Origin of the sequence: Paenibacillus turicensis (assembly GCF_017873435.1) — a bacterium.
GTDB lineage: Bacteria > Bacillota > Bacilli > Paenibacillales > Paenibacillaceae > Fontibacillus > Fontibacillus turicensis.
Genome location: NZ_JAGGKG010000017.1, coordinates 33,253 through 57,268, shown reverse-complemented (window position 1 = coordinate 57,268; position 24,016 = coordinate 33,253). Strand labels below are relative to the sequence as shown.

General features: G+C 39.6%; 28 protein-coding genes. 1 reads left to right on the top strand and 27 read right to left on the bottom strand.

Features of this window, described 5'->3' with window-relative positions; all coding sequences use genetic code 11:
• Positions 1-93 precede the first annotated feature (93 nt).
• A complete protein-coding gene (locus tag J2Z32_RS16285; protein ID WP_210090241.1) occupies positions 94-420 on the top strand; it encodes an antibiotic biosynthesis monooxygenase family protein in 327 nt (108 codons plus the stop codon).
• A gap of 81 nt (positions 421-501) precedes the next feature.
• On the opposite strand, the gene J2Z32_RS16280 is transcribed toward J2Z32_RS16285, so the two are convergent.
• The 27 genes from J2Z32_RS16280 to spoIIIAA all read right to left on the bottom strand — a co-directional run bounded on the left by J2Z32_RS16280 (position 502) and on the right by spoIIIAA (position 23,599).
• Entirely contained in the window at positions 502-1,050 is a 549-nt protein-coding gene (locus J2Z32_RS16280) for a GNAT family N-acetyltransferase (protein WP_210090240.1), read from the bottom strand.
• Between the two features lie 171 nt (positions 1,051-1,221).
• On the bottom strand, positions 1,222-1,725 hold the full coding sequence (locus J2Z32_RS16275; protein ID WP_210090239.1) for a hypothetical protein: 504 nt from the start codon (positions 1,723-1,725) through the stop codon (positions 1,222-1,224).
• A 144-nt stretch (positions 1,726-1,869) separates the two neighbouring features.
• Positions 1,870-2,679: a sporulation transcription factor Spo0A gene (spo0A, locus tag J2Z32_RS16270; protein ID WP_210090238.1), complete on the bottom strand. Its 810-nt coding sequence runs from the start codon at positions 2,677-2,679 to the stop codon at positions 1,870-1,872.
• Between the two features lie 247 nt (positions 2,680-2,926).
• Positions 2,927-4,261, bottom strand: coding sequence for a SpoIVB peptidase (gene spoIVB, locus J2Z32_RS16265; protein ID WP_210090237.1), 1,335 nt, complete (start codon positions 4,259-4,261; stop codon positions 2,927-2,929).
• Between the two features lie 102 nt (positions 4,262-4,363).
• Positions 4,364-6,103, bottom strand: coding sequence for a DNA repair protein RecN (recN, locus tag J2Z32_RS16260; RefSeq protein ID WP_210090236.1), 1,740 nt, complete (start codon positions 6,101-6,103; stop codon positions 4,364-4,366).
• 39 nt (positions 6,104-6,142) lie between these two features.
• Positions 6,143-6,592, bottom strand: a complete 450-nt coding sequence (ahrC, locus tag J2Z32_RS16255) for a transcriptional regulator AhrC/ArgR (RefSeq protein WP_210090235.1) — start codon at positions 6,590-6,592, stop codon at positions 6,143-6,145.
• 29 nt (positions 6,593-6,621) lie between these two features.
• Positions 6,622-7,035 (bottom strand): hypothetical protein, encoded by a 414-nt coding sequence (locus tag J2Z32_RS16250; RefSeq protein WP_245251538.1) that lies wholly within the window; start codon positions 7,033-7,035, stop codon positions 6,622-6,624.
• Between the two features lie 207 nt (positions 7,036-7,242).
• The gene (locus J2Z32_RS16245; protein WP_210090233.1) at positions 7,243-8,091 is read right to left on the bottom strand and encodes a TlyA family RNA methyltransferase; all 849 of its coding nucleotides are present in this window, start codon (positions 8,089-8,091) and stop codon (positions 7,243-7,245) included.
• A 43-nt stretch (positions 8,092-8,134) separates the two neighbouring features.
• The gene (gene dxs / locus J2Z32_RS16240; protein WP_210090232.1) at positions 8,135-10,039 is read right to left on the bottom strand and encodes a 1-deoxy-D-xylulose-5-phosphate synthase; all 1,905 of its coding nucleotides are present in this window, start codon (positions 10,037-10,039) and stop codon (positions 8,135-8,137) included.
• A 98-nt stretch (positions 10,040-10,137) separates the two neighbouring features.
• The gene (locus tag J2Z32_RS16235; RefSeq protein WP_425343014.1) at positions 10,138-10,998 is read right to left on the bottom strand and encodes a polyprenyl synthetase family protein; all 861 of its coding nucleotides are present in this window, start codon (positions 10,996-10,998) and stop codon (positions 10,138-10,140) included.
• A gap of 47 nt (positions 10,999-11,045) precedes the next feature.
• Positions 11,046-11,279, bottom strand: a complete 234-nt coding sequence (gene xseB, locus J2Z32_RS16230; protein ID WP_245251537.1) for an exodeoxyribonuclease VII small subunit — start codon at positions 11,277-11,279, stop codon at positions 11,046-11,048.
• On the bottom strand, positions 11,263-12,594 hold the full coding sequence (xseA, locus tag J2Z32_RS16225; protein ID WP_245251548.1) for an exodeoxyribonuclease VII large subunit: 1,332 nt from the start codon (positions 12,592-12,594) through the stop codon (positions 11,263-11,265). The genes xseB and xseA overlap by 17 nt, the downstream gene beginning before the upstream one ends.
• A gap of 80 nt (positions 12,595-12,674) precedes the next feature.
• The gene (gene folD / locus J2Z32_RS16220; RefSeq protein ID WP_210090228.1) at positions 12,675-13,532 is read right to left on the bottom strand and encodes a bifunctional methylenetetrahydrofolate dehydrogenase/methenyltetrahydrofolate cyclohydrolase FolD; all 858 of its coding nucleotides are present in this window, start codon (positions 13,530-13,532) and stop codon (positions 12,675-12,677) included.
• Between the two features lie 104 nt (positions 13,533-13,636).
• Positions 13,637-14,092 (bottom strand): transcription antitermination factor NusB, encoded by a 456-nt coding sequence (nusB, locus tag J2Z32_RS16215; protein WP_210090227.1) that lies wholly within the window; start codon positions 14,090-14,092, stop codon positions 13,637-13,639.
• Positions 14,093-14,233: 141 nt separating this feature from the next.
• On the bottom strand, positions 14,234-14,467 hold the full coding sequence (locus J2Z32_RS16210) for a DUF2273 domain-containing protein (protein WP_210090226.1): 234 nt from the start codon (positions 14,465-14,467) through the stop codon (positions 14,234-14,236).
• Between the two features lie 14 nt (positions 14,468-14,481).
• A complete protein-coding gene (gene amaP, locus J2Z32_RS16205; RefSeq protein ID WP_210090225.1) occupies positions 14,482-15,024 on the bottom strand; it encodes an alkaline shock response membrane anchor protein AmaP in 543 nt (180 codons plus the stop codon).
• A gap of 84 nt (positions 15,025-15,108) precedes the next feature.
• Entirely contained in the window at positions 15,109-15,516 is a 408-nt protein-coding gene (locus tag J2Z32_RS16200) for an Asp23/Gls24 family envelope stress response protein (protein WP_210090224.1), read from the bottom strand.
• Positions 15,517-15,636: 120 nt separating this feature from the next.
• The gene (gene accC / locus J2Z32_RS16195) at positions 15,637-16,980 is read right to left on the bottom strand and encodes an acetyl-CoA carboxylase biotin carboxylase subunit (protein WP_210090223.1); all 1,344 of its coding nucleotides are present in this window, start codon (positions 16,978-16,980) and stop codon (positions 15,637-15,639) included.
• Positions 16,981-17,004: 24 nt separating this feature from the next.
• Entirely contained in the window at positions 17,005-17,496 is a 492-nt protein-coding gene (gene accB, locus J2Z32_RS16190) for an acetyl-CoA carboxylase biotin carboxyl carrier protein (protein WP_210090222.1), read from the bottom strand.
• A gap of 415 nt (positions 17,497-17,911) precedes the next feature.
• Positions 17,912-18,661, bottom strand: a complete 750-nt coding sequence (locus tag J2Z32_RS16185) for a SpoIIIAH-like family protein (RefSeq protein WP_210090221.1) — start codon at positions 18,659-18,661, stop codon at positions 17,912-17,914.
• Positions 18,662-18,705: 44 nt separating this feature from the next.
• Positions 18,706-19,359, bottom strand: a complete 654-nt coding sequence (gene spoIIIAG / locus J2Z32_RS16180; protein WP_210090220.1) for a stage III sporulation protein AG — start codon at positions 19,357-19,359, stop codon at positions 18,706-18,708.
• 12 nt (positions 19,360-19,371) lie between these two features.
• Positions 19,372-20,178, bottom strand: a complete 807-nt coding sequence (spoIIIAF, locus tag J2Z32_RS16175; RefSeq protein ID WP_210090219.1) for a stage III sporulation protein AF — start codon at positions 20,176-20,178, stop codon at positions 19,372-19,374.
• 44 nt (positions 20,179-20,222) lie between these two features.
• On the bottom strand, positions 20,223-21,431 hold the full coding sequence (spoIIIAE, locus tag J2Z32_RS16170; RefSeq protein ID WP_245251535.1) for a stage III sporulation protein AE: 1,209 nt from the start codon (positions 21,429-21,431) through the stop codon (positions 20,223-20,225).
• Positions 21,432-21,445: 14 nt separating this feature from the next.
• Positions 21,446-21,835, bottom strand: coding sequence for a stage III sporulation protein AD (gene spoIIIAD, locus J2Z32_RS16165; RefSeq protein ID WP_210090218.1), 390 nt, complete (start codon positions 21,833-21,835; stop codon positions 21,446-21,448).
• An 11-nt stretch (positions 21,836-21,846) separates the two neighbouring features.
• Positions 21,847-22,050 carry a stage III sporulation protein AC gene (gene spoIIIAC / locus J2Z32_RS16160; RefSeq protein ID WP_209858749.1) on the bottom strand — a complete coding sequence of 68 codons (204 nt, stop codon included), beginning with the start codon at positions 22,048-22,050 and terminating at the stop codon, positions 21,847-21,849.
• Between the two features lie 42 nt (positions 22,051-22,092).
• On the bottom strand, positions 22,093-22,608 hold the full coding sequence (gene spoIIIAB, locus J2Z32_RS16155; protein WP_210090217.1) for a stage III sporulation protein SpoIIIAB: 516 nt from the start codon (positions 22,606-22,608) through the stop codon (positions 22,093-22,095).
• On the bottom strand, positions 22,601-23,599 hold the full coding sequence (gene spoIIIAA, locus J2Z32_RS16150; protein ID WP_210090216.1) for a stage III sporulation protein AA: 999 nt from the start codon (positions 23,597-23,599) through the stop codon (positions 22,601-22,603). Before spoIIIAA ends, spoIIIAB begins: the two co-directional genes overlap by 8 nt.
• Positions 23,600-24,016: the final 417 nt, after the last annotated feature.

Here is a 24,016-nt window from a genome sequence, read left to right as displayed (position 1 = left end):
ATTATCAATAAAAATTTTCATAGTTTACAACAACTGATCTTCATTCTATAATGATTTCTTTGATACAAAAAGAACGATAAAAGGGGAGTTAATATGAGCGAAATAGCAAAAACACCACAACCACCTTATTATGCAGTCATTTTCACTTCGGAACGAACAGAAGGCGACCATGGTTATGGTGAAATGGCGGAAGAGATGTTCAATCTAGCCTGTAAACAAGCAGGGTTTTTAGGGATGGAAAGCGCACGAGAAGAGGTGGGGATTACCGTTTCTTATTGGGACTCTCTCGAAGCAATCAAGAAGTGGAAACAAAATGAAAGGCATTTGGTTGCACAACAAAAAGGAAAGTCGGAATGGTACGCCACGTATAAAACAAGAATTTGCAAAGTGGAGCGAGATTATGGTTTTGAAGCATTATAAAGAATAAAGGAACCTCATCAATTCCAACTAACCGTCTCTGAAGCACAGTGCGGTTTAGTTGTGTCGGTGTTCCATTTATACTTAGTTTTTATTAAATCTTCCCATTAAAATCGTATTATAAAATTTTCCGTCAGATAAAATCTTATCATTTTTCAAAATACCCTCGATTTCAAACCCAAATCTTTCATATAGCTCAATTGCAGTTGTATTACTTTCTAAAACATTCAGTGTTATTTTTTTAACATTATTAGCGTCAGCCCAAGTAATAGATTGCGTTAAAAGGTTTTTTCCAATTCCATATCCCCAAAACTGTTTCAATACACATACACCAAATTCAACTTTATGAGAAAATCTTTTAAGGTAAATTCCTGCACACCTTGAAAAGCCAACAATTACATTATCCACAACTGCTACTAAAAATAAGTTTCTTGATTCAGTTGTATCCGTCTCTATTAATTGTTTAAATTCAGCTTCATCAATAAAAGCTTCTCCGCTTTCCCGATCAAGATTTTCTGTTTCACCATCAAGCTGTAATCTCAATTCAGACAATTCTTTTGCATCACTTGGAATAGCTGAGCGAATAGAGTAGCGCAGACCTTTTGCTTGAAATTGTTTATTGTTAATAAACATAATGTTCCCCTCGTTTCCATATGTAAGTGGCTCTAGACAGTAATTATCTCAAACAAATAATTTACCAGTTTTCGGATCAAAGTGTTTTAATTTTTTTCTGTTAGTTTTTTTTAAACCTTCTTCAGTGATCTTGTAGGCAAATACGATTTGTATGTATTTACTATATAATCGTTAGCTTGACATACTTTGCAAGCTGTTCTTAGTATCTTTATAACTTCGGTACGTTCCCGCAACCTTGGAAAGAACCCTTTGATTTTCACGTTTTAGATAGTGCATCGTCACCCCGTTAGGTAAAAGACACACATCTTCTTCCTCTATTTTGAACCAAAGTACATTTAATTTAAAAGAATTAGCATATTGTTTCATTCCTATTACTGTATCTAATTTATTTTCTTTGAAAAGGTGGGATTCCTTTCCCTGCCATATATCCATGCTATCAAACAAGTAAATAGCATTTTTGCCATGAAAGGTAATATTGAGCGTATATCCTTTGAAATCAAAGCTGCATACTTCCATGTCACCATCCTTCCACACCTCATCGGCTTGTAGTCTTACCTCTTCCAACGTAATGAGTGTACCTTCGGGCAAACATTGCTGTATTATTCCCTGTCCAATGTACTGCTCCAAGGAAATACCTCCAATTGCTTGTTTAATGTCATATCGGTTATGTAACATCTTCTTCCCCAACTTTCCCATAACAATATTGAAAAAGCTCCTTCACTGGTAATTATCTCACCGAATAAAGGAGCAAACAAGCATGTTTAATTTATTTGAATATAATTCACTTCACCTTAAATTATTCCCTTACTCCTGACCCTTTCAAGACACCTTATGCTCAATTCTGAGCTTGTCAGCAACCATCGCAATGAACTCACTGTTTGTTGGTTTGGACTTACTGATATTAATGGTGTAGCCAAACAGGTGGCTAATGGAGTCAATGTTGCCTCTTGTCCATGCAACTTCAATTGCATGCCGGATGGCACGTTCTACACGAGAAGGTGTAGTTTTAAATTTCTCAGCGATGGCAGGATATAATGTTTTTGTGATGGAACCTAAAATTTCTATATTGTTATAAACCATGGTGATGGCTTCACGCAAGTATTGATATCCTTTAATATGTGCAGGAACTCCGATTTCATGTATGATGGCAGTAATATTAGCGTCTAAATTTTTTCCTTTTCCTAAAGGAACGATGTTAGCTTTTGTGTAGGAGGAGGTTGTTGTTGATCCTAACGTAAGGCTTTGGCTGACCCCTACAAGCTGACGTACCCGATTAGATAATACCTCCATGTCAAACGGCTTCAAAATGTAATAAGAAGCGCCCAATTGAACTGCACGTTGCGTAATGTTTTCTTGACCAAAAGCTGTCAGCATGATGATCTTGGGTTGAGGAGACAAGTTCATATCACGTAAACGCTCCAATACACCAAGTCCATCCAGATGCGGCATGATAATGTCTAATATTAAAACGTCAGGAATTTTGTCTGCATTTTCAATCATCTCTAATACTTCTTCGCCATTGTATGCTATCCCTGTGACAACCATATCGTCCTGCTCCGATATATATTCTGCAAGCAAGTTAGTGAATTCTCGATTATCGTCCGCTAATAACACCTCAATTTTCTGCACTGACAACTTCCTCCTTAAAATTAGAAAAATTTCTTTTATTTTCTCTAAATTAAGGATTCGACAGCCAAAGGTAAATTCCTCCTGTCGAAAATTATTTTTCTTTATTTTTTTTTGAGGTTAAGCTATAATAAAATATTTATCAACAGCATGTGATTCAGTTCGTGAGCATTCGACATTTTCAGGTATTATTTTATTGTTAGACGATCTTTGTGTAATTAAAAAACAAACAAAAAAAACCTTAAGGCGATTAGCTCGCCTTAAGATCTGCAACTGTACTTTGGCTTTGATTTTTGACTACACCAGCATCCTGTAGCATCCATTCAATAAAACAGCCGTAACCAGATTTAGGATCATTCACAAATACATGTGTGACTGCCCCAATGAGCTTGCCATTTTGAATAATTGGACTTCCGCTCATCCCCTGGACAATCCCGCCTGTTTTTTGAATCAATTTAGGATCGGTAATACGAAGTACCATTCCTTTGGTTTGAGGTGAATTTTGCTTAGAGACATGCACAACCTCAATTTTGTAACGTTCAACCTTTTGTCCTTCAACTACAGTTAAAATTTCAGCAGGGCCTTCCTTCACTTCCTCCGCAAAGGCGACTGGAATCGGTTGCTGATAAACACTATGGCTTGGATTTGAATCCATTTTACCAAAAATACCGAAATGAGTATTGCGCTGGATGTTACCTAAAACTTTTCCTTCTTTTAAGAAATGAGCTCTCTTTTCACCAGGCTCCCCACTTTCACTTTTGGAGATCGAGGTCACACTGGATTCTAAAATTTCTCCACTACCTACTACGATGGGGGTTTGAGTGTTCATGTCTGTTATAACATGTCCCAATGCACCATATACCTGATGCTCTGGATCATAAAAGGTTAAGGTTCCTACACCCGCAGCGGAATCACGAATGTATAACCCAAGTCGCCATGCCTGATCTTCATTGTCAAATGCAGGTGACAGCTTTGTATGATACACCTTGCCTTCACGCTTGTAAGTAATTTTTAAAGGTTGCTTGTTTGGAGCCGCCGACTCCACAATTTTACCAACATGCTGTACATCCTTTAATAACACTCCATTAATATGGGTAATTAGATCGCCTGGCTGAATGCCGGCTAACTCTCCAGGAGAAATCTTCTCCTTTTTTGTTGACACCTGGTGATGTCCAACAACTAAAATACCGGCAGATTTAACTTTAACGCCAATCGTTTGTCCACCTGGGATTACTTTTAGATTTGGAACAACATTAACCTTAACCGTTTTGAAAGGTAATCGTCCAAACAGCTTCATTTCAAGCTCTGCTTGGCCACTATTTAATGAAGATAATGTTACTGGGCTCCCAGTGGAGAAACATGAGGTGACATCACTGCGATCATTTAGCTTAACAACATCGGGATGATCCACTGTCACTTCAGTTTGAACGGGTAAAGCAAGTGTAAGCTGATGATTTTCACCTTCAACAAGGCGGATTTCATCATAAAATAAGGGGGAAGCAGTCTTAAGCAACATGCTGCTTGCTAAACAAAAGAAGAAAGCAAGTAAAAGACCGGATAATCTTTTCTTGAGATTGTGGTTCAATGGCTGTCACGCTCCCTTTGCTTCTTTCGCTTGACGAAAAGGTGGTCGCCAATTGCGTACCTATAAGATACCCCCCGAATTCTGTTTTATGACTGTCAATGATTACTCAGCCATGCTAAAAGAAGCCTTTTGTGACATACCTAAATGAAGCATATCTTGCGCGTGCTGTAACGTTTTATCTGTGATTTCTACGCCTCCGAGCATACGTGCAAGTTCCAGCACTCTACCATCACCTGACAGAGCTTCCACCTTCGTAACCGTACGTTCATCCTGAATCATTTTTTCGATTAAGTATTGTTCATCTGCCATACAAGCCACCTGAGGTAAATGACTAATGGAGAACACCTGACAACCATGAGATAGGCGATATAGCTTTTCAGCAATCGCTTGTGCCGCTCGTCCACTCACGCCTGTATCCACTTCATCAAATATCAATACAGGTATTGATTCATGCTTTGCAAAAATGCTCTTTAAAGCCAGCATAATTCGAGAAAGCTCTCCACCAGAGGCAATTTTACTTAAAGGTCGTAGTGGTTCTCCTGGGTTAGCAGAAATTAAAAATTCAACGATATCCACACCATGCTTGGATGGTTTTATTTTTTGACCTTGCCATTCTGTACCAGTAACTACATCTTGGCTCATTTGGAATTGCACCTGAAATACTGTTTTATTCATTTGCAAATCTTTCAGCTCATTTTCAATTTCCTGTGCTAGCTGTTCAGCCTTCTGCTTACGTATCGCTGACAAAGCCGTCGCCTGCTGCATTAACTCAATCATCAGCTTGTCTCGCTCTGACTGGAGCTGGTCTAACAGTTCATCCTTGTTTTCAAGCGCATAAGCTTCCGCTTTAATTTTTTCGTAATAGTTTAAAATATCAGTTATGTTATCCCCATACTTACGGCGTAATGATGAAATCAAGTTTAATCGATCCTCTACCTCATCTAAGCGCGAAGGGTTAAATTCAATATTTTCACGATAATCACGTAAAGCATAAGAAGCATCCTCTAATTGATAAAAAGCGGATTGAAGCTGCTCTACAATGGGTCCGATTACCTTTTGATCAAATGCGGAAATATCCTGCATTCTTGATACTGCCCTTGCTATCGTATCCAAGCCTTGGGCTCCATACAATAACTGATAAGCTTCAGAAATTGCACCCATCATTTTTTCGCTATGGGTTAGTTTTAGCTTTTCTTCTGAAAGTAATTCTTGCTCACCTTCTTTTAGTCCCGCCGCAGCAATCTCTTCAAGCTGAAATTTATATAGGTCGAGCATCTGTAACGATTGTTGATTCGTATTACGTAACTCGTTAAATTGTTTATCTACTTTTATAAAGGATTTAAATATTTCTTGATATTGCTGTTTAACAGGATTAATCGCCTCTGCACCATACGCATCAAGCAAGCTGAGATGTTTTTCTGAGCGCAGCAAATTTTGATGATCATGTTGACCATGCAAAGCAATGAGGCTTTCTCCAACTTCACGCAGCATGGATAAATTAACAAGCTGTCCATTTATTCTAGCTGTGCTTTTTCCTTGTTGACTAATTTCGCGCCGAATAATGAGTAGTTCATTGCGCTCTGCACGTATCCCGAGGTTATCTAAAATATGCCAGACAATATGACCTTCATCTAAATCAAAAGAAGCTTCCATCTCAGCCTTTTCGCAGCCATAACGTATTAAATCAGCAGATCCTCTTGCACCTGCAATTAAGCCTAACGCGTCAATGATGATTGATTTCCCTGCACCTGTCTCACCTGTAAGCACGTGAAAGCCACGATGAAAGTCAACTTCCACCGCTTCAATCACTGCTAGGTTAGTAATAGATAAATGAACTAACAAGGCAGCGCAACTCCTTTCGTTGTCACCAACCGCAGCTACTTATGAAATAAAACCCATAATTTGATTAATAATAAATTCACTATACTCTTCGTTTCTGCAAATCATTAATATCGTGTCGTCACCGCAAATCGTACCTAATAAATCTGACCATTCCATGTTATCAATAAGAACAGCTACAGAATTTGCAGTTCCTGGTAAGCACTTAATGACAACCAAATTACCAGTGTGATCAATACTAACAAAGCTGTCCACTAGAGCACGCTGAAGTTTTTGTACAGGATTATAACGTTGTGCGGTTGGCATAGAATATTTATATTTTCCTTCATCCGTTGGAACCTTAATCAGCATTAATTCCTTAATATCTCTTGATACTGTAGCTTGGGTAACTTGAAAACCAGCATTTCTTAATGATGCTACTAGATCATCTTGAGTTTCGATTTCTTGATTTGCAATAATTTCGCGAATTTTAATGTGCCTTTGACCCTTCATTTTATCCTCCAATTATGTTTAACTTAGGTTTATTCCTCATCATCTTCATTACTAGTTAATTTAACCACTTTGATTTCATTACGCTCTAAATCTACAAATAACACACCCGCACACTCGGGATAGAGAAGTAAATAAGGAAATAATTCCTTTCTTACTCCACTCCCAGTCCACTCCATACTGAGTCGCTCTTTAGAGGTTCTTACAAGATAATATTGCTGATGCCTAGTTACAATATAATCTATAAATATACGACTGTGTAATTGCTTCCCATTCACATCAAATGTAAGGGGAACCTTCATCTTATCACTAACGACCTCATAACCATGTTCCTCTAATAAAGTGACAGCAGGGTGATCTATAATCTCATCATTAAATTCGAATTTCCAATGAGAGCCTATAGAAATTGGTTTGTTGAGCCAAGAACGTAATCCATAATAAATCAAATAAAGTAAAAAACATGTAAAAATGATCATCAGTAAATTTTCAGTGTTTAGACTCACCTCAAATCACCTCAACCATTAATTCGACGAAAAGAACCTACCTCCTGTTTATCCTTAACACAATTATAAGATAAAATTAGTAAATATACATGTTTTCATCATTATAGCGAACATTTGTTCTTTTTTCAACCAATAAAAAATCCACCTCGTTTAAGATGGATTTCCTCTAAACTGGAGATGTGCTTCCTCCACTACTTTTCTAGCAACAACTTGAATTTGACTAAATTCCATAGAGGGTAGATTTGCATTCTCCTCTTCATGTAATGAAAAATGAGCCAAAAATTCGATATTTCCTTCTCCACCCGTAATCGGTGAAAAAGTAACGTGATGCAGAGCAAAACCTAAATGAACAGCAAAGCCTAAAATATCTTCAAGCACCTGTACATGTACCTTAGCATCTCTTACAACCCCAAGTTTACCAACCTTCTCACGACCAGCCTCGAACTGTGGCTTAATTAACGCAACAATATGCGAAGGCTGCTTCAGCAATTCAAGTAATGGAGGCATAATAATTTTTAAGGAAATAAAAGACACATCAATACTTGCGAAGTTTGGATCTGGGCCATCTAGATCAGATGGAGTCATATAGCGGAAATTGGTCCGCTCCTTGACATTTACACGCTCATCACTGCGTAATGACCAATCTAATTGGTTATACCCTGTATCTATGGCATAAACATAGCTTGCACCATGCTGTAAGGCACAGTCTGTAAATCCTCCAGTAGAGGAACCAACATCTAGCATAACCACATCCTGCATGTTTAAATCAAACGCCTTAATTGCCTTTTCAAGCTTAAGACCACCACGACCAACGTAAGGATGGATTGCACCCTTTACCGATAATGCAATATCTCTAGGCACCTTAGTACCTGGCTTCTCAATGCGTTCATGTCCATCAAAGACAAGGCCCGCCATTATGGCTGCCTTTGCCTTTTCTCTGCTATTAAAATACCCTTGTTCTACCAGCAATACATCAATACGTTCTTTTGGAACTGACATAAGACTCTCCTGACTTTAACGTACAACAACGTTCAAACAATATTTAAGAAGGTTTGACTTGCTTCACATACTTACGATGACCTAGACGGGATGTTTTTATGAGTTCTATAACGGATTCAGCGGTAAGACCCACTTCCTCTCGTTGCTCCTTAATCGTACCATGCTCAATAAATACATCAGGAATACCCATTAACGAAACATCCACACCCGTTATCCCTGCGGAAGCATAAAACTCTAACACAGCACTACCTAAGCTTCCCGCTTGTGAAGCCTCTTCAAGCACAATAAGTTTATTACGACGGTGAGCCAATTCTGTAAGCATGTTTTCATCTAAAGGCTTAAGGAAACGTGCATTTACAACCTCTACAGAAATTCCATCCCGCTTTAGACTTTCTGCGGCTGCTTTAGCGACTTCGACCATTGGACCCACCGCTAAAATACTAATTTCCTCACCTGACACTAATGTTTCCCAAGTTCCAATTGGAATTGCTTTTAACTCTTCATCCCAAGGCACGCCAGGCACATTAATACGTGGATAGCGATAAGCAATAGGTCCATCATTATAATCAAGTGCAGTCTTCATCATATGACGTAGCTCATTATCGTCTTTTGGCATCATAATTACGATATTTGGTATGTGACGCATAAAAGCAATATCATAGACTCCTTGATGTGTCTCTCCATCGGCACCCACAAAGCCGGCACGGTCAATGGCAAACATTACATTCGCATTATGGCGACAAATATCATGCACAATCTGATCGTAAGCTCGTTGCATGAAGGTAGAATATACCGCATAAATCGGCTTCATTCCCTCAAGCGCCATCGCTGCACATAAAGTAGCCGCATGTTGCTCCGCAATCCCAACGTCAATCATTCGATTAGGATACTTTTCAGCAAACTTAACTAAACCAGAACCACTTGGCATCGCTGGGGTCACGGCAACAATACGTGGATCTTTGTCTGCTAGTTCCATCAACGTCTGGGAAAATACTTCAGTATACATCATGTTGCCAACCGCTTTTAGAACCTGGCCTGATTCAATTTTGTAGGGAGAAATGCCATGCCACTTATGAGAGTCCTTCTCAGCAGGCGTGTATCCCTTCCCTTTTGTCGTTAATACATGTACGAGCACAGGTCCTGTTACATTTTTAGCCTGAGTAAAAATATCAACTAAGCTTTCCATATCATGACCATCTACAGGACCCAAATAAGTAAAACCTAGTTCCTCAAACAAAATACCAGAAACCATTAAATATTTTAAACTATCCTTAAACCGCTCAACAGTTTTAGCAAGCTTTCCACCAATGGCAGGAATTTTTTTTAGGAACTGCTCAACTTCACCTTTGGCTCGCAAATAATTGCGATCAGAGCGAAGCTTATTAAGATAATTGTGCATTGCACCTACATTTGGCGCGATCGACATTTCATTATCGTTTAAAACAACCATCATATTTTTTTTCTCATGTCCAATGTGATTTAACGCTTCAAATGCCATTCCGCCTGTAAGCGCACCATCTCCAATAACGGCAACTACACTGTTGTCTTCACCCTTAAGATCACGTGCTAGTGCCATACCCATGGCAGCAGAAAGAGAAGTGCTACTATGACCTGCTTCCCACACGTCATGCTCACTTTCGCAACGCTTCACAAAGCCACATAATCCATTTGATTTACGTAATGTATCAAAACGATCCATTCGGCCCGTTAATATTTTATGCACATAAGCTTGATGCCCTACATCAAAAATAATTTTATCCCGTGGACTTTCGTAGCAATAATGCAACGCTAGTGTCAATTCAACGACACCTAAATTAGAGGCAAGGTGTCCACCTGTCACTGATAACTTCTCAATTAGAAATTGACGTATATCAGCAGCTAATGGAACAAGTTGCTCCGTAGTAAAATTTTTCAAGTCGCTGGGTTCATTAATTTGTGAAAGCAGCATTGAAAATTCCCCGCTTCCCATAAATTAGATTTCTCTTCGTTGATAATAGCCTTCATTATATCACATGAATACAATAAAAACGAAAAATCAATAAAACATTAATGATCTCGATGAGTTAAAAAATCAGCAATTTGAAGCAAACGTTCAGGGAAGGGGATACTTCCATCACTTACTGCCTCTTTTGCTGCTAGCGTTAATCTTTCTAATTCAGCCTGTGAAGCCTCTAAACCAATAAAATATGGATAAGTTACTTTTTCTTGCTTCACATCACTTTGAACCTTTTTGCCTAGCTTTCCTTCATCACCCACAAGATCAAGAATATCATCACGAATTTGGAAAGCAAGCCCAATACATTGACCAAACTTAGCTAGTGCAGCAAGCTGCGCTTCAGATGCTCCGCTAACACGTCCCCCCGCCTTTAGAGAGAATACGATCAAATCACCTGTTTTATGCTGGTGAATATATTGTAACGTCTCAAGATCCGTAATCCCTTGCTCCCCTTGCATATCTGCAACTTGTCCCCCTACCATACCCGAAGGGCCTGCATATATAGCCAATTCCTCAATAATGTCTAACGTGGCCTCAGCAGGTACATTATACAAGCGACTAGCTTGGACAACTTGGTGAAAGGCATGTGTGAGTAATCCATCTCCAGCAAGAATTGCCATCGCTTCTCCAAACACCTTATGATTTGTAGGTTTCCCTCTACGGAAGTCATCATTATCCATCGCTGGCAAATCATCATGAATTAAGGAATAGGTGTGTATCATTTCTACTGCTTGTGCAATTGGTAATGCTGCCTCACGTTGTCCACCTACAGCCTCTGCCGCCGCAATAACGAGTAATGGACGTAATCTTTTCCCGCCCGCAAGCAAAGAATATTCCATGGACTCTCGTAATGAAGCAGGTATATTCCAAGTCTGGGGAACCGAGGATGATATTGAGTCTACAAGTCTCATTTCAATCTCTTTCATATATTGTTCTAAAGGAATGAAACTAGTCAATTTTATTCCCCGCCTTCTAATATAAACGGTCTTTTCTGAGATTGTCCTTCTTGCTCTACAATCATTTCTATTTTCCGCTCAACCTCTGTTAACTTGCTTCCACAAATTTGGGACAACTGCATCCCCGTCTGAAACAACTCAATGGCCTGCTCCAATGGTACATCTCCTGCTTCTAATTGAGATACAATTTGCTCCAGCTTATTCATTGCCTCTTCAAAGCTAATTTCCTGTTCCATTGCGTTCTCCTTTCTCATTAGGCTTAGGCTCCATTCCCCAAACCTGACAGCTCAAATCACCATCTGCAACTTTAACCGTAATGAGGTCACCAAGATGAACATCATCAACTGATTTAATCAACTTCTCCTCTTGTTGATCATACACAAGACTGTATCCTCGCTCCATTACCTTTAGCGGGCTAAGTGCATCTAAATGCCGAATTGCTCCACCTAAACGTTGTTTATGCTCTCTCATAAGCCGCTCTATCCCTTGCCCTAACTGACGTGTCAATTCAGTATGTTGACGTTTTACGTTCATAAAGCTCTGGACAGGATGATAACGAAGCAATTGATGATGTATCTGTCTGTGACGTGAGTTTTGAAGTGAAATATAATTCCGAATTAAATATTTCGATCTTGTTTGTAGTGCATCTAAGCGCTCAATATGTTGTGTTAAGCTTCGCTTTGGATGAACTAAAACAGGTGAACGCTGAACACGCTTCAAAGAAACTTGAGCTTGCTCAACTTTGGATCGTACAAGTCGATACAGCATATTTTGCCGTTGCTTAATTACAGCCATCAGCTCTGCTTGATGTGGAACAGCGAGTTCAGCCGCTGCAGTTGGTGTTGCTGCACGCAAATCAGCCACAAAATCGGCGATGGTAAAATCCGTTTCATGACCTACTGCAGAAATCACGGGAATAGAGGAATGATAAATTGCATGTGCCACAATTTCCTCATTAAACGCCCATAGCTCCTCCAGTGATCCACCTCCGCGCCCTACAATTAACACATCCGCCTCTGCCGACTCGTTAAGTGCCTTAATCGCTTTAACAATGGAAGGCGCCGCTCCTTTTCCTTGCACAAGCACAGGATATAAAATGACATTTGCCCTTGGATAACGGCGTTCTAAGGTAGTTATAATATCCCTAACAGCAGCCCCAGTAGGCGATGTGACAACGCCTATCACCTTAGGAAAACGAGGGATTGCTTTTTTACGTTCAGGTAAAAACCAACCCGCAGATTCAAGCTTACTTTTAAGCTGCTCATAGGCCAAATATAAGCTCCCCACACCATCAGGTTGCATCTGAGTCACGTAAAACTGATATTGTCCATCACGTTCATATACAGACACATTCCCTTTAGCGATCACACGCGTACCTTCCTTAGGAATAAAGGGTAGACGTTGATTGTGAGAAGCAAACATAATCGTTTTGATTCTGCTATCGGCATCTTTAAGCGTAAAATACATATGTCCACTAGAATGATGCGTAAAATTGGAGATCTCGCCTCGAATCCACACTTCCGACAACACGTTATCAGATTCCAGCTTCATCCGAATGTAACGATTTAATTCCTTGATGGAATAAATGCGTTGCTCCACGAGAACCCCTCCTTTATAAATTTTAATATTTATTAACGTTGTTGGTGTAGTCTTTTTGCAGCCACAACTGTATTTTGCATAAGCATCGTAATGGTCATTGGACCCACTCCACCTGGAACCGGTGTAATCGGGCCTGACACTTCCTTCACGCTCTCAAAATCTACATCTCCAGCTAGCTTGCCATTATCGAGTCGATTCATTCCAACATCAATGACAACCGCCCCAGGCTTCACAAAAGAAGCATCCACAAAATTAGCACGACCTATCGCTACAACTAGAATGTCCGCTTGTTTTGTAATTTCCTTCATGTTGTTCGTTCTAGAATGACACATTGTTACGGTTGCATTTTCACGCTGTAGTAGTAGAGACACAGGCTTACCCACAATGTTGCTACGTCCAATAACAACGGCATGTTTGCCTGACATTTCAACACCTGCACGTTTAATTAGCTCAATCACACCCGCAGGGGTACATGGCAGCAAGCTATCATCACCGATGACCAAATTACCAACGTTAATCGGATGGAAGCCATCGACATCCTTATGCACAGAAATCGCATCAATCACTGATTTCTCGTGAATATGTGGAGGTAATGGTAATTGCACTAAAATGCCGTGAATATCCTGTTGATGGTTTAGCTTGTCCACTAAAGCAAGAAGCTCTTGCTCTGTTGTATCCGCTGACAAACGATGTACCTCTGAGTAAAAACCTAAATCATGACATGCCTTTTCCTTATTACGCACATAAACGCCAGAAGCTGGATCTTCGCCAACCAAAATAACTGCAAGGCCTGGTGTAAGCCCTTGACCTTTTAATTGCTCTACTTCATTTCTCAACGAATTACGAATCTCTTCTGAAATTTGCTTCCCATTAATAATAGCTGCCGACATGTCATTTCTCTCCTTTTTGAGCGCAGTGAAACAGCAGTGAGGTTTGTTCAATCTGTCACTCTTAATTTAAGTTATATTTATTTTTACTTTAGTAAAGCTCTCGATTATTTCACGAATTTAGATTTTAATTCATCTACATCCCCAATCAGCTTACCTAACACACCATTAACAAACTTACCTGACTCTGGCATACCAAAATGCTTCGCTAAATCTACCGCTTCGTTAACAGCAACTTTACCCGGTACATCATCCCGAAATACCATTTCATAAACAGCTAGTCTTAAAATTTGACGGTCTACTTTAGATAAACGATCTAAATTCCAATTTTGTAAGTAATCCACTAATAACTCATCAATGGCAAGTTTGTTATTTGCAACCCCATTAACAAGCTCAAGTACAAATTCCTTTGTTTTACTTACATCAGACAGTTCAACTTGGGACTCATTTTCCTCAGATGCTTCTGTAAGGAGCATCACTACCGCTTCCTCTGCTTCCACTTCATTCATTTCCATTTGATACAAGCTTTGTATCGCAATTTCTCTTGCTAACCGTCGTTTCATGTAAATCCTCCTTGATAGTGTGCAAAAATGCTAATCTAGAATGAGAGATTAAAGACAAAAAAATCCTCTGACATACTCTCTCCACAAAAATGGGCAAATGAAAAGCATAGCTCTTTTTTAGGAAAAAGCATATCACAGGAATTATTTAAATGGACGATAGCGTCTCTCTAACCAATTCCGTATTGTGCCCAATGAAATTAGATTTTCTTCGCCCAAGTCCTTACGTTTACCCACTATATAACCAATGTATAATAGCAGAGCACAAAACAGCATGTTCCAAAATCCAAAAAAGACATAAATAAGGAAGAAAAACAATCCAGCGCCAAGCCCGATTAAACGGCCTAAGCCACTTTCTTTAATTTGCCTCCATAACATAGGGTGATTCACTCCTATTCAACCCGACTTTTAATCATCGGGGATGATTGCACAAGATTAGCAATAAATACAGATACATAAGCAACAGGAATACCTGTCGTTGTTTTAACGTAATCATGCACTTGTCTTTGTACTTCCTCTGTTACGTCAGGAATAGGGGTTTCTCCATCCACTAATGCTCTTACTTTAATTTCAAGCCCTGCTTCAGTGATACGAATTCTCGTCTTAATATCGCGTACCCCACGTACAGTTGCCGCAGCCTTATAAGCTAAGTTTTCAATCGTCTCCACCGAAATTTGAATATCTCCATATTCTGTACGTTGATCAATGGAATTACCAGCATTACGATCACGTTTAATAGAAATGTAAAGGAAACGTAAGCTAAGCAAAAACAGGACAGAAGCTGCCGCAATCATTCCCACAAAAACAGGATCCTTTGAACTTGATTCATAGGATATAGTCACAACATTAGTTAATAAAAGAATTGCTGCTATGGAGATGACACCAATGCATAAGCTGTAAAGGAAAAGCAACAATCGGTCTACAATTTTAGCCACGAGAGGTAAAGCCTCCTTCATTAGTTCAAGTGAAAAGTGTAGTAAACCCCTGACTCAAGGTCGGGGGTTTATAGATGCATTCATTTATTTTACCCTGTGGTTTACTTCTGCCTCTTCGATCTTTTCAGCCGTTTTGAAGATCACGTCATGAATATGTACGTTCACTTCAATCACATTTAGTCCAGTCATATTTTCAATCGAGCGTTTAATATTACGTTGAATCTCAGTTGCTACCTCAGGGATTCGATTTCCATACTCAATAATGACAGAAACGTCTACAGCCGCTTCACGTTGTCCAACCTCAACCTTTACCCCTTTAGCCAAATTTTTACGGCCAAGAAGCTCAGCAATGTCACCTGCAAAGCCACCACTCATTCCAGCAACGCCTTTTACCTCGACGGTTGCAAGACCAGCAATCACTTCAATGACTTCAGGTGCAATCTGAATTTCACCAATGTCTGTACGTTCAAATTCAGTAGATACTGTACTCATTTCAATCATCCACCTCTCAATAAGTATGACGCTAGACTTAACAAATCCTTCTTAGACAAGCGCACTTATTATACATACTATATCATTTCAGGTTCATTATGACAAACCAAGAGGTTTTTTCTAAATTTCGTTTTCTTCCAAAAACTTAATATCGAAATCACCACTTAAAAAGGCTGGGTGTTCTAACAATTTTTGGTGAAATGGAATCGTAGTATGAATGCCTTCAATTGCAAATTCAGCTAAGGCACGCTTCATTCTTGTAATCGCCTCTTCACGCGTTTTCCCCCACACGATCAGCTTCGCAATCATAGAATCATAATAAGGAGAAATCGTGTACCCTGGATATGCACCGCTATCTACTCGTACTCCTGGGCCACCAGGTGCAAGGTAAAAATCAATTTTACCTGGAGAAGGCATAAAGTTACGGAATGGGTCCTCTGCATTAATACGACATTCAATTGACCATCCATCTAGCACAACTTCATTTTGACTAAAGGAAAGTGGGTTTCCTTCTGCAACAGAAATCATTTCTTGAATGAGATCAATTCCTGTCACCATTTCAGTTACGGGATGCTCAACTTGAATTCTAGTATTCATTTCCATGAAATAAAACTGTCCATCTTGTCCAAGCAAAAACTCCAGTGTACCCGCTCCAGAGTAGTCTACTGCCAAAGCCGCTCTAACAGCTGCTTCTCCCATTTCCTTGCGTTTTTCAGCAGAAAGGACAGGACAAGGAGCTTCCTCAATTAGCTTTTGACGACGACGTTGAATGGAGCAATCACGTTCACCGAGATACACCGCATTACCATGCTTATCGGCAATGATTTGGATCTCAACGTGCTTCATTCCAGTCAAGTATTTTTCTAGGTAAACACCAGCATTGCCAAATGCCTTTTGAGCTTCTTGCTGAGCCGTTTCAATCTGCTTCACTAAGCTTTCTTCATTTTCAGCAATACGAATTCCTTTACCGCCACCACCAGCAGTTGCCTTAATAATGACAGGATAGCCAATTTGTCTTGCAATCACAATAGCTTCATCCAAATCTTGAATCAAGCCATCTGAGCCAGGGATAACCGGAACATTTGCCTCCTGCATCGTTTGCTTAGCTACCGCCTTATCCCCCATTTTAGTGATCGCCTCAGGGGAAGGTCCAACAAAAGTAATGTTGCAGGAAGCACAGATTTCAGCAAAGTCAGCATTTTCAGCTAAAAAACCATATCCGGGGTGAACAGCATCACATTCCGTTAAAGTGGCTACACTCATCAAATTTGTTAAATTTAAATAACTGTCGCGAGATAAGGTCGGTCCAATACAATAGGCCTCATCCGCTAATTTAACATGTAAGGAATCTCGATCAGCCTCTGAATATACAGCAACAGTGGAAATCCCCATTTCCCTACATGCTCGAATAATACGAACTGCAATTTCGCCGCGATTGGCAATTAACAATTTCTGAAATTTCATCTGTTTACACACCCTCCTTGGTAATTACTCCGGTTTGACCAGAAATAGAGGTTGTCCATATTCTACAAGCTGACCATTTTCCACAAGAATATCAACTATGGAGCCCTTCACTTCAGCTTCTAATTCATTCATTAATTTCATGGCTTCAATAATACATACCGTCGTTTTGTCTCCTACTTTATCCCCGATATTTACAAAAGGATTTGCATCAGGTGAAGATGAACGATAAAAAGTACCTACCATCGGAGAAACAATGGTATGTAAATGAGAGGTGTCTGGAGCTGCTACAGCTGTGTCTCCTGCACTTCCGCTTGTAGTTACTTCGCTCACAGTGACTTCAGGCATATTTAAACCTGCTGAGGGAGACATCACCATCGGTTGTGCCATCACTTGCGCAAATTGCGGAGAAGCCTTGCGAATACTCAAGCGACTTCCTTCATTTTCAATTTCCAATTCCTGTAATGTTGATTTGTCTACTAATTCAATCAATTCTTTAATTTCACTTAGCTTTAGCATATTATTATTCACTCCTTCAGCTTTAAATCAGCAAAGCCTTGGCCTTTTTTGTAACATAACTTTATGTATTATATCACAATCAATCAAAATAGAAAGAGTGTAGCATTTCCATACGTACTAAGACATATCTGAAAACTCACCACGCTCAATCCTTTGCAAAAACGAGAGAACGGCTTTATTCAGCTGCTCTAACCCGGGTGATTCAATTGGAAAATGACCTGCACCCTTTAAAATCACGCATTCTTTTTTGGTCAATCGCCATTAAATTATACTTTTAATTCCGCATTTTTAAAAGAACAGAAGAGAGGCGCTACGGAACAAACACTTTTCCGTTTATGCACTCTCTCCTCTCTACTTAAGTCTACAGTCCACCTTCAAAAAGTGAACTTACTTTTGATGCACTATTATTTGCCTATTATTTACTCACATATTGCACACTTACTTTATCTTGAGAAACGCCTAATTCTTTAATAACAAGGTCTACGATGTTTACTGCATCTTTTGCTTCAAGCTTTTCACTTGCAACTACAACCTTATATTGATTATTGTCTTCAGTAACTACGGCATTTGCATATTGTTGTTGTAGGCGCTCTTCAATACCATTAATTTTTTCTTCGTTTTCCTCTAACACTCTTAGTTCCTTTTGAGCAACTGCTGACTCATCAAGTGATTTTCCATCATTAATTTTTTTCAAAAGCTCATCTACTCTTTTAGCATTCGTTTGACTTCTTTCTTGCTGATAAGCGGTAAGTTGATCTAGTTTAGTTGTGCCTTGGCTTTCAAGCTGCTTTAACACATCCTCATCTTTTACCTGTGGATCGGTCACTTGTCCGTTTTGTTGCTTCTCTCCTGTTTGTTCTTTTTCTCCTGATGGTTCTTTATTATCCTTTACTTCAGTTTGTGGCTGCTCTTTATCATCTGTAATTGCGCCTGTAGCTGAGCCATTTTCAGACGTTACTTCAGAAATGGTAACATCTTGACTAGATGGCGCAGAATCTGGGAACACCTTCAGGTCTGTTGGATTTTGCATATTCACAACTTGCTCGCCCTCTACTGGTTTTGAAGCATTTTGGCTTGAATCCTCTGTAAACAAATAATAAGCAGATAAAATGACCATTAAGCTAAGCATGGATACCAACCAAATTGTTTGTCTTTTAGATTTCATAACGATACTTCCTCCTTAGAATCCTTTTATTTAATTTCTTTGTTTTATTGTGATTGTTTCCTAGGCACAACAGAGATTCTGAAGGCTGGAACATTCAATCCTTTTTCAACTGCATCTACAATCAGACCTTTTACCGTATCATTTTCTGCCCCTCTAGCTACAACCAACACGCCTCGAACCTTAGGCTTTACCTTTTTAGTTACAATCGGCTGTTGATTACCTGATACCTCGTAAGTCATAATCTGTCCATCTTTTGTGTATTGCGTAATATTACGCTTTCCCCCACCTGCATCTGTTTCCTCTGTCACCTCTTGACTGTCCTTAACATTACGTTGAACAATAACTTCTTCAGTAGAATCAATTGTGACAAGAACATCCACCGCACCTACACCTACGATTTTTTCCAAAATTTCTTTTGTTTTATTTTCGAGCGAATGCTCAATGTCATCAAAAGGACTTGTACTCGTATCAGCATCATTTAAATTAGGGGTTGTTATATTTTGGAGTACTGGCGGCTCTCGTCCTTCTCCTTCTGGATCTATCTTTTTCACATGAACAAAGGAGTTAAATAACATAATAGCCATACCAATTAAGGCGATTAATATAAGCAAACGAAATGTATTTAGTTTCCTTTTTCCATTTTCATTTTTTCCACCTGCGCTAATAAAGGCTTCTAGCTTATTCCACCACTTTGGCATCAAATCACCTCCTTATTCCTTAAAATTCGCCTCATCCACCACAACAGAAATGACGTTTCTTTGTATCCCCCATTGCTCCTGCAAAAAGCTTTTTATTTTATCGCTCATCTGCTTCATTTTTTCATCGTTAGTATTCTGATGAGCACCCTGATCTTGTTCAACAGTTAATGACTTGTTATGGTTTTGTTCTTTATTGCGTTCCCCAGCATTTTCATCTTTTTGAGATGAGCTAATATCAATTTCAATTTGCTTAACTGCAGGAATTTCTACACTTTGTATTTTTTCTTGCGGCTGTTCTAATTGATCTGAGTGCTCTGTGTGATCTGACTGCTCTGGCTGTGCTGTCGGCTCAGATTGAGCCTGTAGACTGGCTCCCATCACTACCTCGATTGAGGTAATTGTTGTTTCCTTTTTATTTCCTAAGTTTGTTAAGCCTACTGCTACTCGGTTAATCGGTTGCCCTGTCACATTTTTAAGCTGTTCCTTCATTTGCCTTGCAATTTCTTCCCCTGTCCATGCCATAACTTCTTGCTCGCGTTTCTTCTGAAGTTCATTCCCCTCAGCTAAAATCTTTTTCGTCTCTGCCTGTACATTCCCATCCTCTACATCAAATCCCCCGGTTAAAGCAACTTCAATTTTTTTCTCTGTTTGATCTGTAAATAATTTCATAATCGGTGACAGTAAGGTCAGCAGAATCAATAAGCTAATCACAAATTTTACATATCGTTCCATCGAACGATTAGGCAACAATAGTTCAATAAATACTGCAAATAAGATGATAAAAATAATTTCTTTTAGCCATTGTGAAAGCAATGTCATAACGTTCACCATCCCTAAACAAGCGACACTATATCAATTTCTGCTCACCTCATCATCACCGTAATATTTCCGGCGGTTAGCATAATCGTGATGGCTAGAAAAAACATCATCGCAACCGCGGCAAGTGCCGCAAACACGTACACCATACTTTTACCGATGGTCTCTAAGCAAGTTAGAATTGGAGAATCACCAAGTGGCTGTAACACAGCAGCAGCTAGATTAAATATTAGTGCTAAAATGAGTATCTTGATGGCTGGAAAAGCACATAAGAACAGCAAAATAATGACGCCAACAATTCCGACTGAATTTTTGACTAACAGTGAAGCAGATACTACTGTATCCGTCGCATCTGCAAATAACTTGCCAACGACTGGAACAAAGTTTCCAGTTAAATATTTCGCAGCTCTAAGTGTCACCCCATCTGTAACTGAGCCTGTAAAACCTCTGACTGAAATTACGCCTAAAAAAACCGTAAGCAAAACTCCAAGCAACCCCATGCTAACTGTTTTGAGTAGATCAGCAAGCCGATCCACCTTATACCTGTCCGACAATGAGCTAACGATATGAAGGATAACCGAGAAGAACAGTAGTGGAAAAATAATAGTGTGTACTAGTGTTCCTACGGTATGCACCATAAACACGACAAAGGGATGTGTAATCGTCACCGTTACGACATTGCCCATCGAAGCTAAGAGCATAAACAGCAGCGGCACCATCGCAATCATAAAATCAACCATACCTCTTATCGCTGAACTAGCATAAGAAATTGCAACATGAAAGCTATTGATAGCAAGCACCAAAATAACCATATAACAGATCGAGTAGGCAACCTTGCTAACTTGCTTACGTTCAAATGCGGTTTGTAGTGTTTCAAGGATCATACTGAACACACACAACAAAATGATAGTGACCAGAATATGACCGTTGTATAACACCTCATGCCACATATATTTCATCAAGCCAGAAAAAACTGACTTCAAATCAAATCCTTGACCTTCCTTAATCAGCATGTCTTTAAATGAAGGGAGCTTCTGATCAGGGAAAAAACCACCGTATTCCTTCATCAAGCTATCCCAGTAGGTTTCAACTTCATCTGTCTTTAGCTCATTGCTTTGTCGTTCTTTCCAGTTCACTTCTTTTCCATCTGTATCCTTTGCATTTACCTGAAAGGGGAGTAGCAATGATAGTGTTAATGCACCTAGAATCATCAAGAGTAGTGGTAAATGAAGCTGCTTCGTTTTCCATAATTTCATTACCTCATCCCCTTCTAGGTAGGCAATAGCTTCATGATTGTTTCGATTATGATGCTGATTATAGGAACAGCGGAAACCATAATAAGCACCTTTCCTGCTAACTCAATCTTTGAGGCTATGCTCTCTTGTCCAGCATCTCGTACAATTTGTGCACCAAATTCAGCAATATAAGCAATTCCAATTATTTTTAGAATGGTTTTGAGATAAACCATGTTAACCCCAGTTGATTCAGCTAGCTCCTGCAATACACTAATGATGCCACCGATTTTTTCGACCAAGTATAAAAAAATGATGATGCCTGTACACATCGCAAGCAGGAAGGCAAATAACGGCTTTTGTTCTTTAATTACTAAAATGAGTATTGTCGCAATTAAGCCAAGTCCAACAATCTGAATCATTTCCACTGATTATCCACCTACTGGAACAAGAAAATTGATTTAATCTCCTGAAACAAGCTGTCCAGCATTCGTATGACCATAAATAGGACAACAACGAAACCAATGAGTGTAACCCAATGTGCCATATCTTCCTTGCCCATCTGCTTCAATACAGTATGGATCATCGCTATAATTATGCCGATTCCTGCAATTTGAAATATTGCATTTACTTCAATGTTCATTGTTTGGCACCTCACCATCTAGTCAGGATGTAAATGTGGGGGTCAGTACAACAAAATGACCACTAAAATTCCACTTAACAATCCTAAGCTTTTGTACATTTTTTCATAATGCACTTGTTCATCACGAGCCTGAAGCTCCTCATGCTGCAATTGAGAGATTGCCGCAGTAATATGTCCTGCCTGATCCGCTCGATCACTTGTACCTAGGGTATAGCTGAGCTGAACCATAATCTCCCTTTCAGCTGACTTCATATCTGTATGTCCCCAATACTGTGAAATTGCAGTATGCAAGCTTTGTTGTGCTGTTGAATTGTGTTTATCCATCCCACCCGCTGCGTGCTCGAAAATACTTTGTAGCGGAGGTTTTAGCTGCTTGGCAATGACCCTGAGTGCATCTGGTAGAGGTGTAAAGCCATACATAATTTCTGTCTCTAGGCGTTTTAACGCTACAATTAATTGGCGAATTTGCCTTGGTCTGTTAGCATATTGTCGTGCTTTATACCAGCCTGCCAATGTTGCTGCCAATATAATTAATGTAGCCCCTATCATTTTAGCCATAATATTCTTTGCCTCTTTGCACATCGTCATAGTTCAGCATCGTTCTACCCTTGTCATCCCATAGCTTGTACGTAATCGCCTTTCCCTTGCGGCTAAGAACCACATAAGCTTTAAAAAAGTCACTTCCTAAGCTTGAAACAGCTTTAAGTCTTGTTTGTAGCTCTTCCACACTTGAACCGTGTGCAGTAGCAATGACACGTACTCCAGCATGTAACGCTTCAATCAGAGCCTCAATGTCCTCCTTGCGTCCAATTTCATCTACAATGAGTACATCTGGAGACATCGAGCGAATCATCATCATCATACCTTCAGCCTTTGGACAACCGTCCATCACATCAGTTCTTGGACCAACATCAAAGCTAGGAACACCTCGTTTACTGCCAGCAATTTCAGAACGCTCATCAATGACCGCTACCTTAAGCCCTTGCCACTGTGCTTTAGGATTTCGCCAAGTTCCATAACTGATTTGACGAGCCAAATCACGAATCATCGTTGTTTTTCCTTGCTGTGGGGGAGAAATAATTAAAGTATGATTGATGCTTTTCTGCTTAAAATCAAGCAACTTAGGGAGTAAATGATCTGCCACCCCCTGCACTTCTCTTGCCACCCTGACATTAAAGCCGCTAATATCTCGCAAATGAGCAACCTGTCCGCCGCTTAGTACCGTTCTACCAGACAAACCAACTCTATGACCCCCTGCGATTGTAATAAATCCCCGCCTTAGCTCCTCCTCCATCGTGTATAAAGAATGATTGGTAATGAGATCAAGCAGTGTATTACTATCCTTGCGGCTTGGTCGATATGCATGCTCTGGCTTCGATGTCACCTCTCCTTTTGCTGTTAAATAATAAAAGTGTCCACCCGCATTCACCTCAAGGGCACGTCCCTCTCGAAGACGAATTTCCTCAATTTCATCCAAAAGCGAAGAGGGAAGAGAACGAAGCATACTCTGGATGTGATCGGGAAACAAGGATAACCAGCTTAGGCTCATCTTTTTTCCCCCTTTACCTTAAGCTTCCAACCAAAACTAGATAAATAATGTTTGGTTATATCTCATTTGTATGCTTGTACTTCGTGTTTATGACTCTAAATCTAGCATTATGTAAATTTAAGAGACTAGCTGCAGCAAAACGCTACGAGTCAGAGGGTTGCTTCGACCACTGTTAAAGCTTGAATCTTTATTTAAGGAATTTTAAACTGATAAGATTCAAGCTTTAAAGGTGAACGCTAGGCTTCTCCAAAATCCCTCTGCCTCTTCGCTAATATTACTTTTGCTGTTTTTAGGAAACCCCAAAAAAGCACCTCATTATTGTTTAATAATAATGAGATGCTCTTGTATAAAGTTCGCCATTTGGCACAACGAATAGTAACAAAAAAAGGAACTTCATTATTATTCACTAATAATAAA

Excerpts from the sequence above, each read along its gene's own strand:
- J2Z32_RS16200 (WP_210090224.1), bottom strand. The coding sequence starts at position 15,516 with ATGAGTACAGTATCTACTGAATTTGAACGTACAGACATTGGTGAAATT.
- spoIIIAG (WP_210090220.1), bottom strand. The coding sequence starts at position 19,359 with ATGCCAAAGTGGTGGAATAAGCTAGAAGCCTTTATTAGCGCAGGTGGA.
- accC (WP_210090223.1), bottom strand. The coding sequence starts at position 16,980 with ATGAAATTTCAGAAATTGTTAATTGCCAATCGCGGCGAAATTGCAGTT.
- J2Z32_RS16245 (WP_210090233.1), bottom strand. The coding sequence starts at position 8,091 with ATGTCAGTTCCAAAAGAACGTATTGATGTATTGCTGGTAGAACAAGGG.
- xseB (WP_245251537.1), bottom strand. The coding sequence starts at position 11,279 with ATGGAACAGGAAATTAGCTTTGAAGAGGCAATGAATAAGCTGGAGCAA.
- spoIIIAF (WP_210090219.1), bottom strand. The coding sequence starts at position 20,178 with ATGACATTGCTTTCACAATGGCTAAAAGAAATTATTTTTATCATCTTA.
- xseA (WP_245251548.1), bottom strand. The coding sequence starts at position 12,594 with ATGAAGCTGGAATCTGATAACGTGTTGTCGGAAGTGTGGATTCGAGGC.
- spoIIIAA (WP_210090216.1), bottom strand. The coding sequence starts at position 23,599 with ATGAGCCTAAGCTGGTTATCCTTGTTTCCCGATCACATCCAGAGTATG.
- folD (WP_210090228.1), bottom strand. The coding sequence starts at position 13,532 with ATGTCGGCAGCTATTATTAATGGGAAGCAAATTTCAGAAGAGATTCGT.
- J2Z32_RS16275 (WP_210090239.1), bottom strand. The coding sequence starts at position 1,725 with ATGTTACATAACCGATATGACATTAAACAAGCAATTGGAGGTATTTCC.
- spoIIIAE (WP_245251535.1), bottom strand. The coding sequence starts at position 21,431 with ATGAAATTATGGAAAACGAAGCAGCTTCATTTACCACTACTCTTGATG.
- ahrC (WP_210090235.1), bottom strand. The coding sequence starts at position 6,592 with ATGAAGGGTCAAAGGCACATTAAAATTCGCGAAATTATTGCAAATCAA.
- J2Z32_RS16185 (WP_210090221.1), bottom strand. The coding sequence starts at position 18,661 with ATGAAATCTAAAAGACAAACAATTTGGTTGGTATCCATGCTTAGCTTA.
- dxs (WP_210090232.1), bottom strand. The coding sequence starts at position 10,039 with ATGCTGCTTTCACAAATTAATGAACCCAGCGACTTGAAAAATTTTACT.
- J2Z32_RS16235 (WP_425343014.1), bottom strand. The coding sequence starts at position 10,998 with ATGAGACTTGTAGACTCAATATCATCCTCGGTTCCCCAGACTTGGAAT.
- J2Z32_RS16210 (WP_210090226.1), bottom strand. The coding sequence starts at position 14,467 with ATGTTATGGAGGCAAATTAAAGAAAGTGGCTTAGGCCGTTTAATCGGG.
- spoIIIAB (WP_210090217.1), bottom strand. The coding sequence starts at position 22,608 with ATGGCTAAAATGATAGGGGCTACATTAATTATATTGGCAGCAACATTG.
- J2Z32_RS16285 (WP_210090241.1), top strand. The coding sequence starts at position 94 with ATGAGCGAAATAGCAAAAACACCACAACCACCTTATTATGCAGTCATT.
- J2Z32_RS16280 (WP_210090240.1), bottom strand. The coding sequence starts at position 1,050 with ATGTTTATTAACAATAAACAATTTCAAGCAAAAGGTCTGCGCTACTCT.
- nusB (WP_210090227.1), bottom strand. The coding sequence starts at position 14,092 with ATGAAACGACGGTTAGCAAGAGAAATTGCGATACAAAGCTTGTATCAA.
- spoIIIAC (WP_209858749.1), bottom strand. The coding sequence starts at position 22,050 with ATGAACATTGAAGTAAATGCAATATTTCAAATTGCAGGAATCGGCATA.
- accB (WP_210090222.1), bottom strand. The coding sequence starts at position 17,496 with ATGCTAAAGCTAAGTGAAATTAAAGAATTGATTGAATTAGTAGACAAA.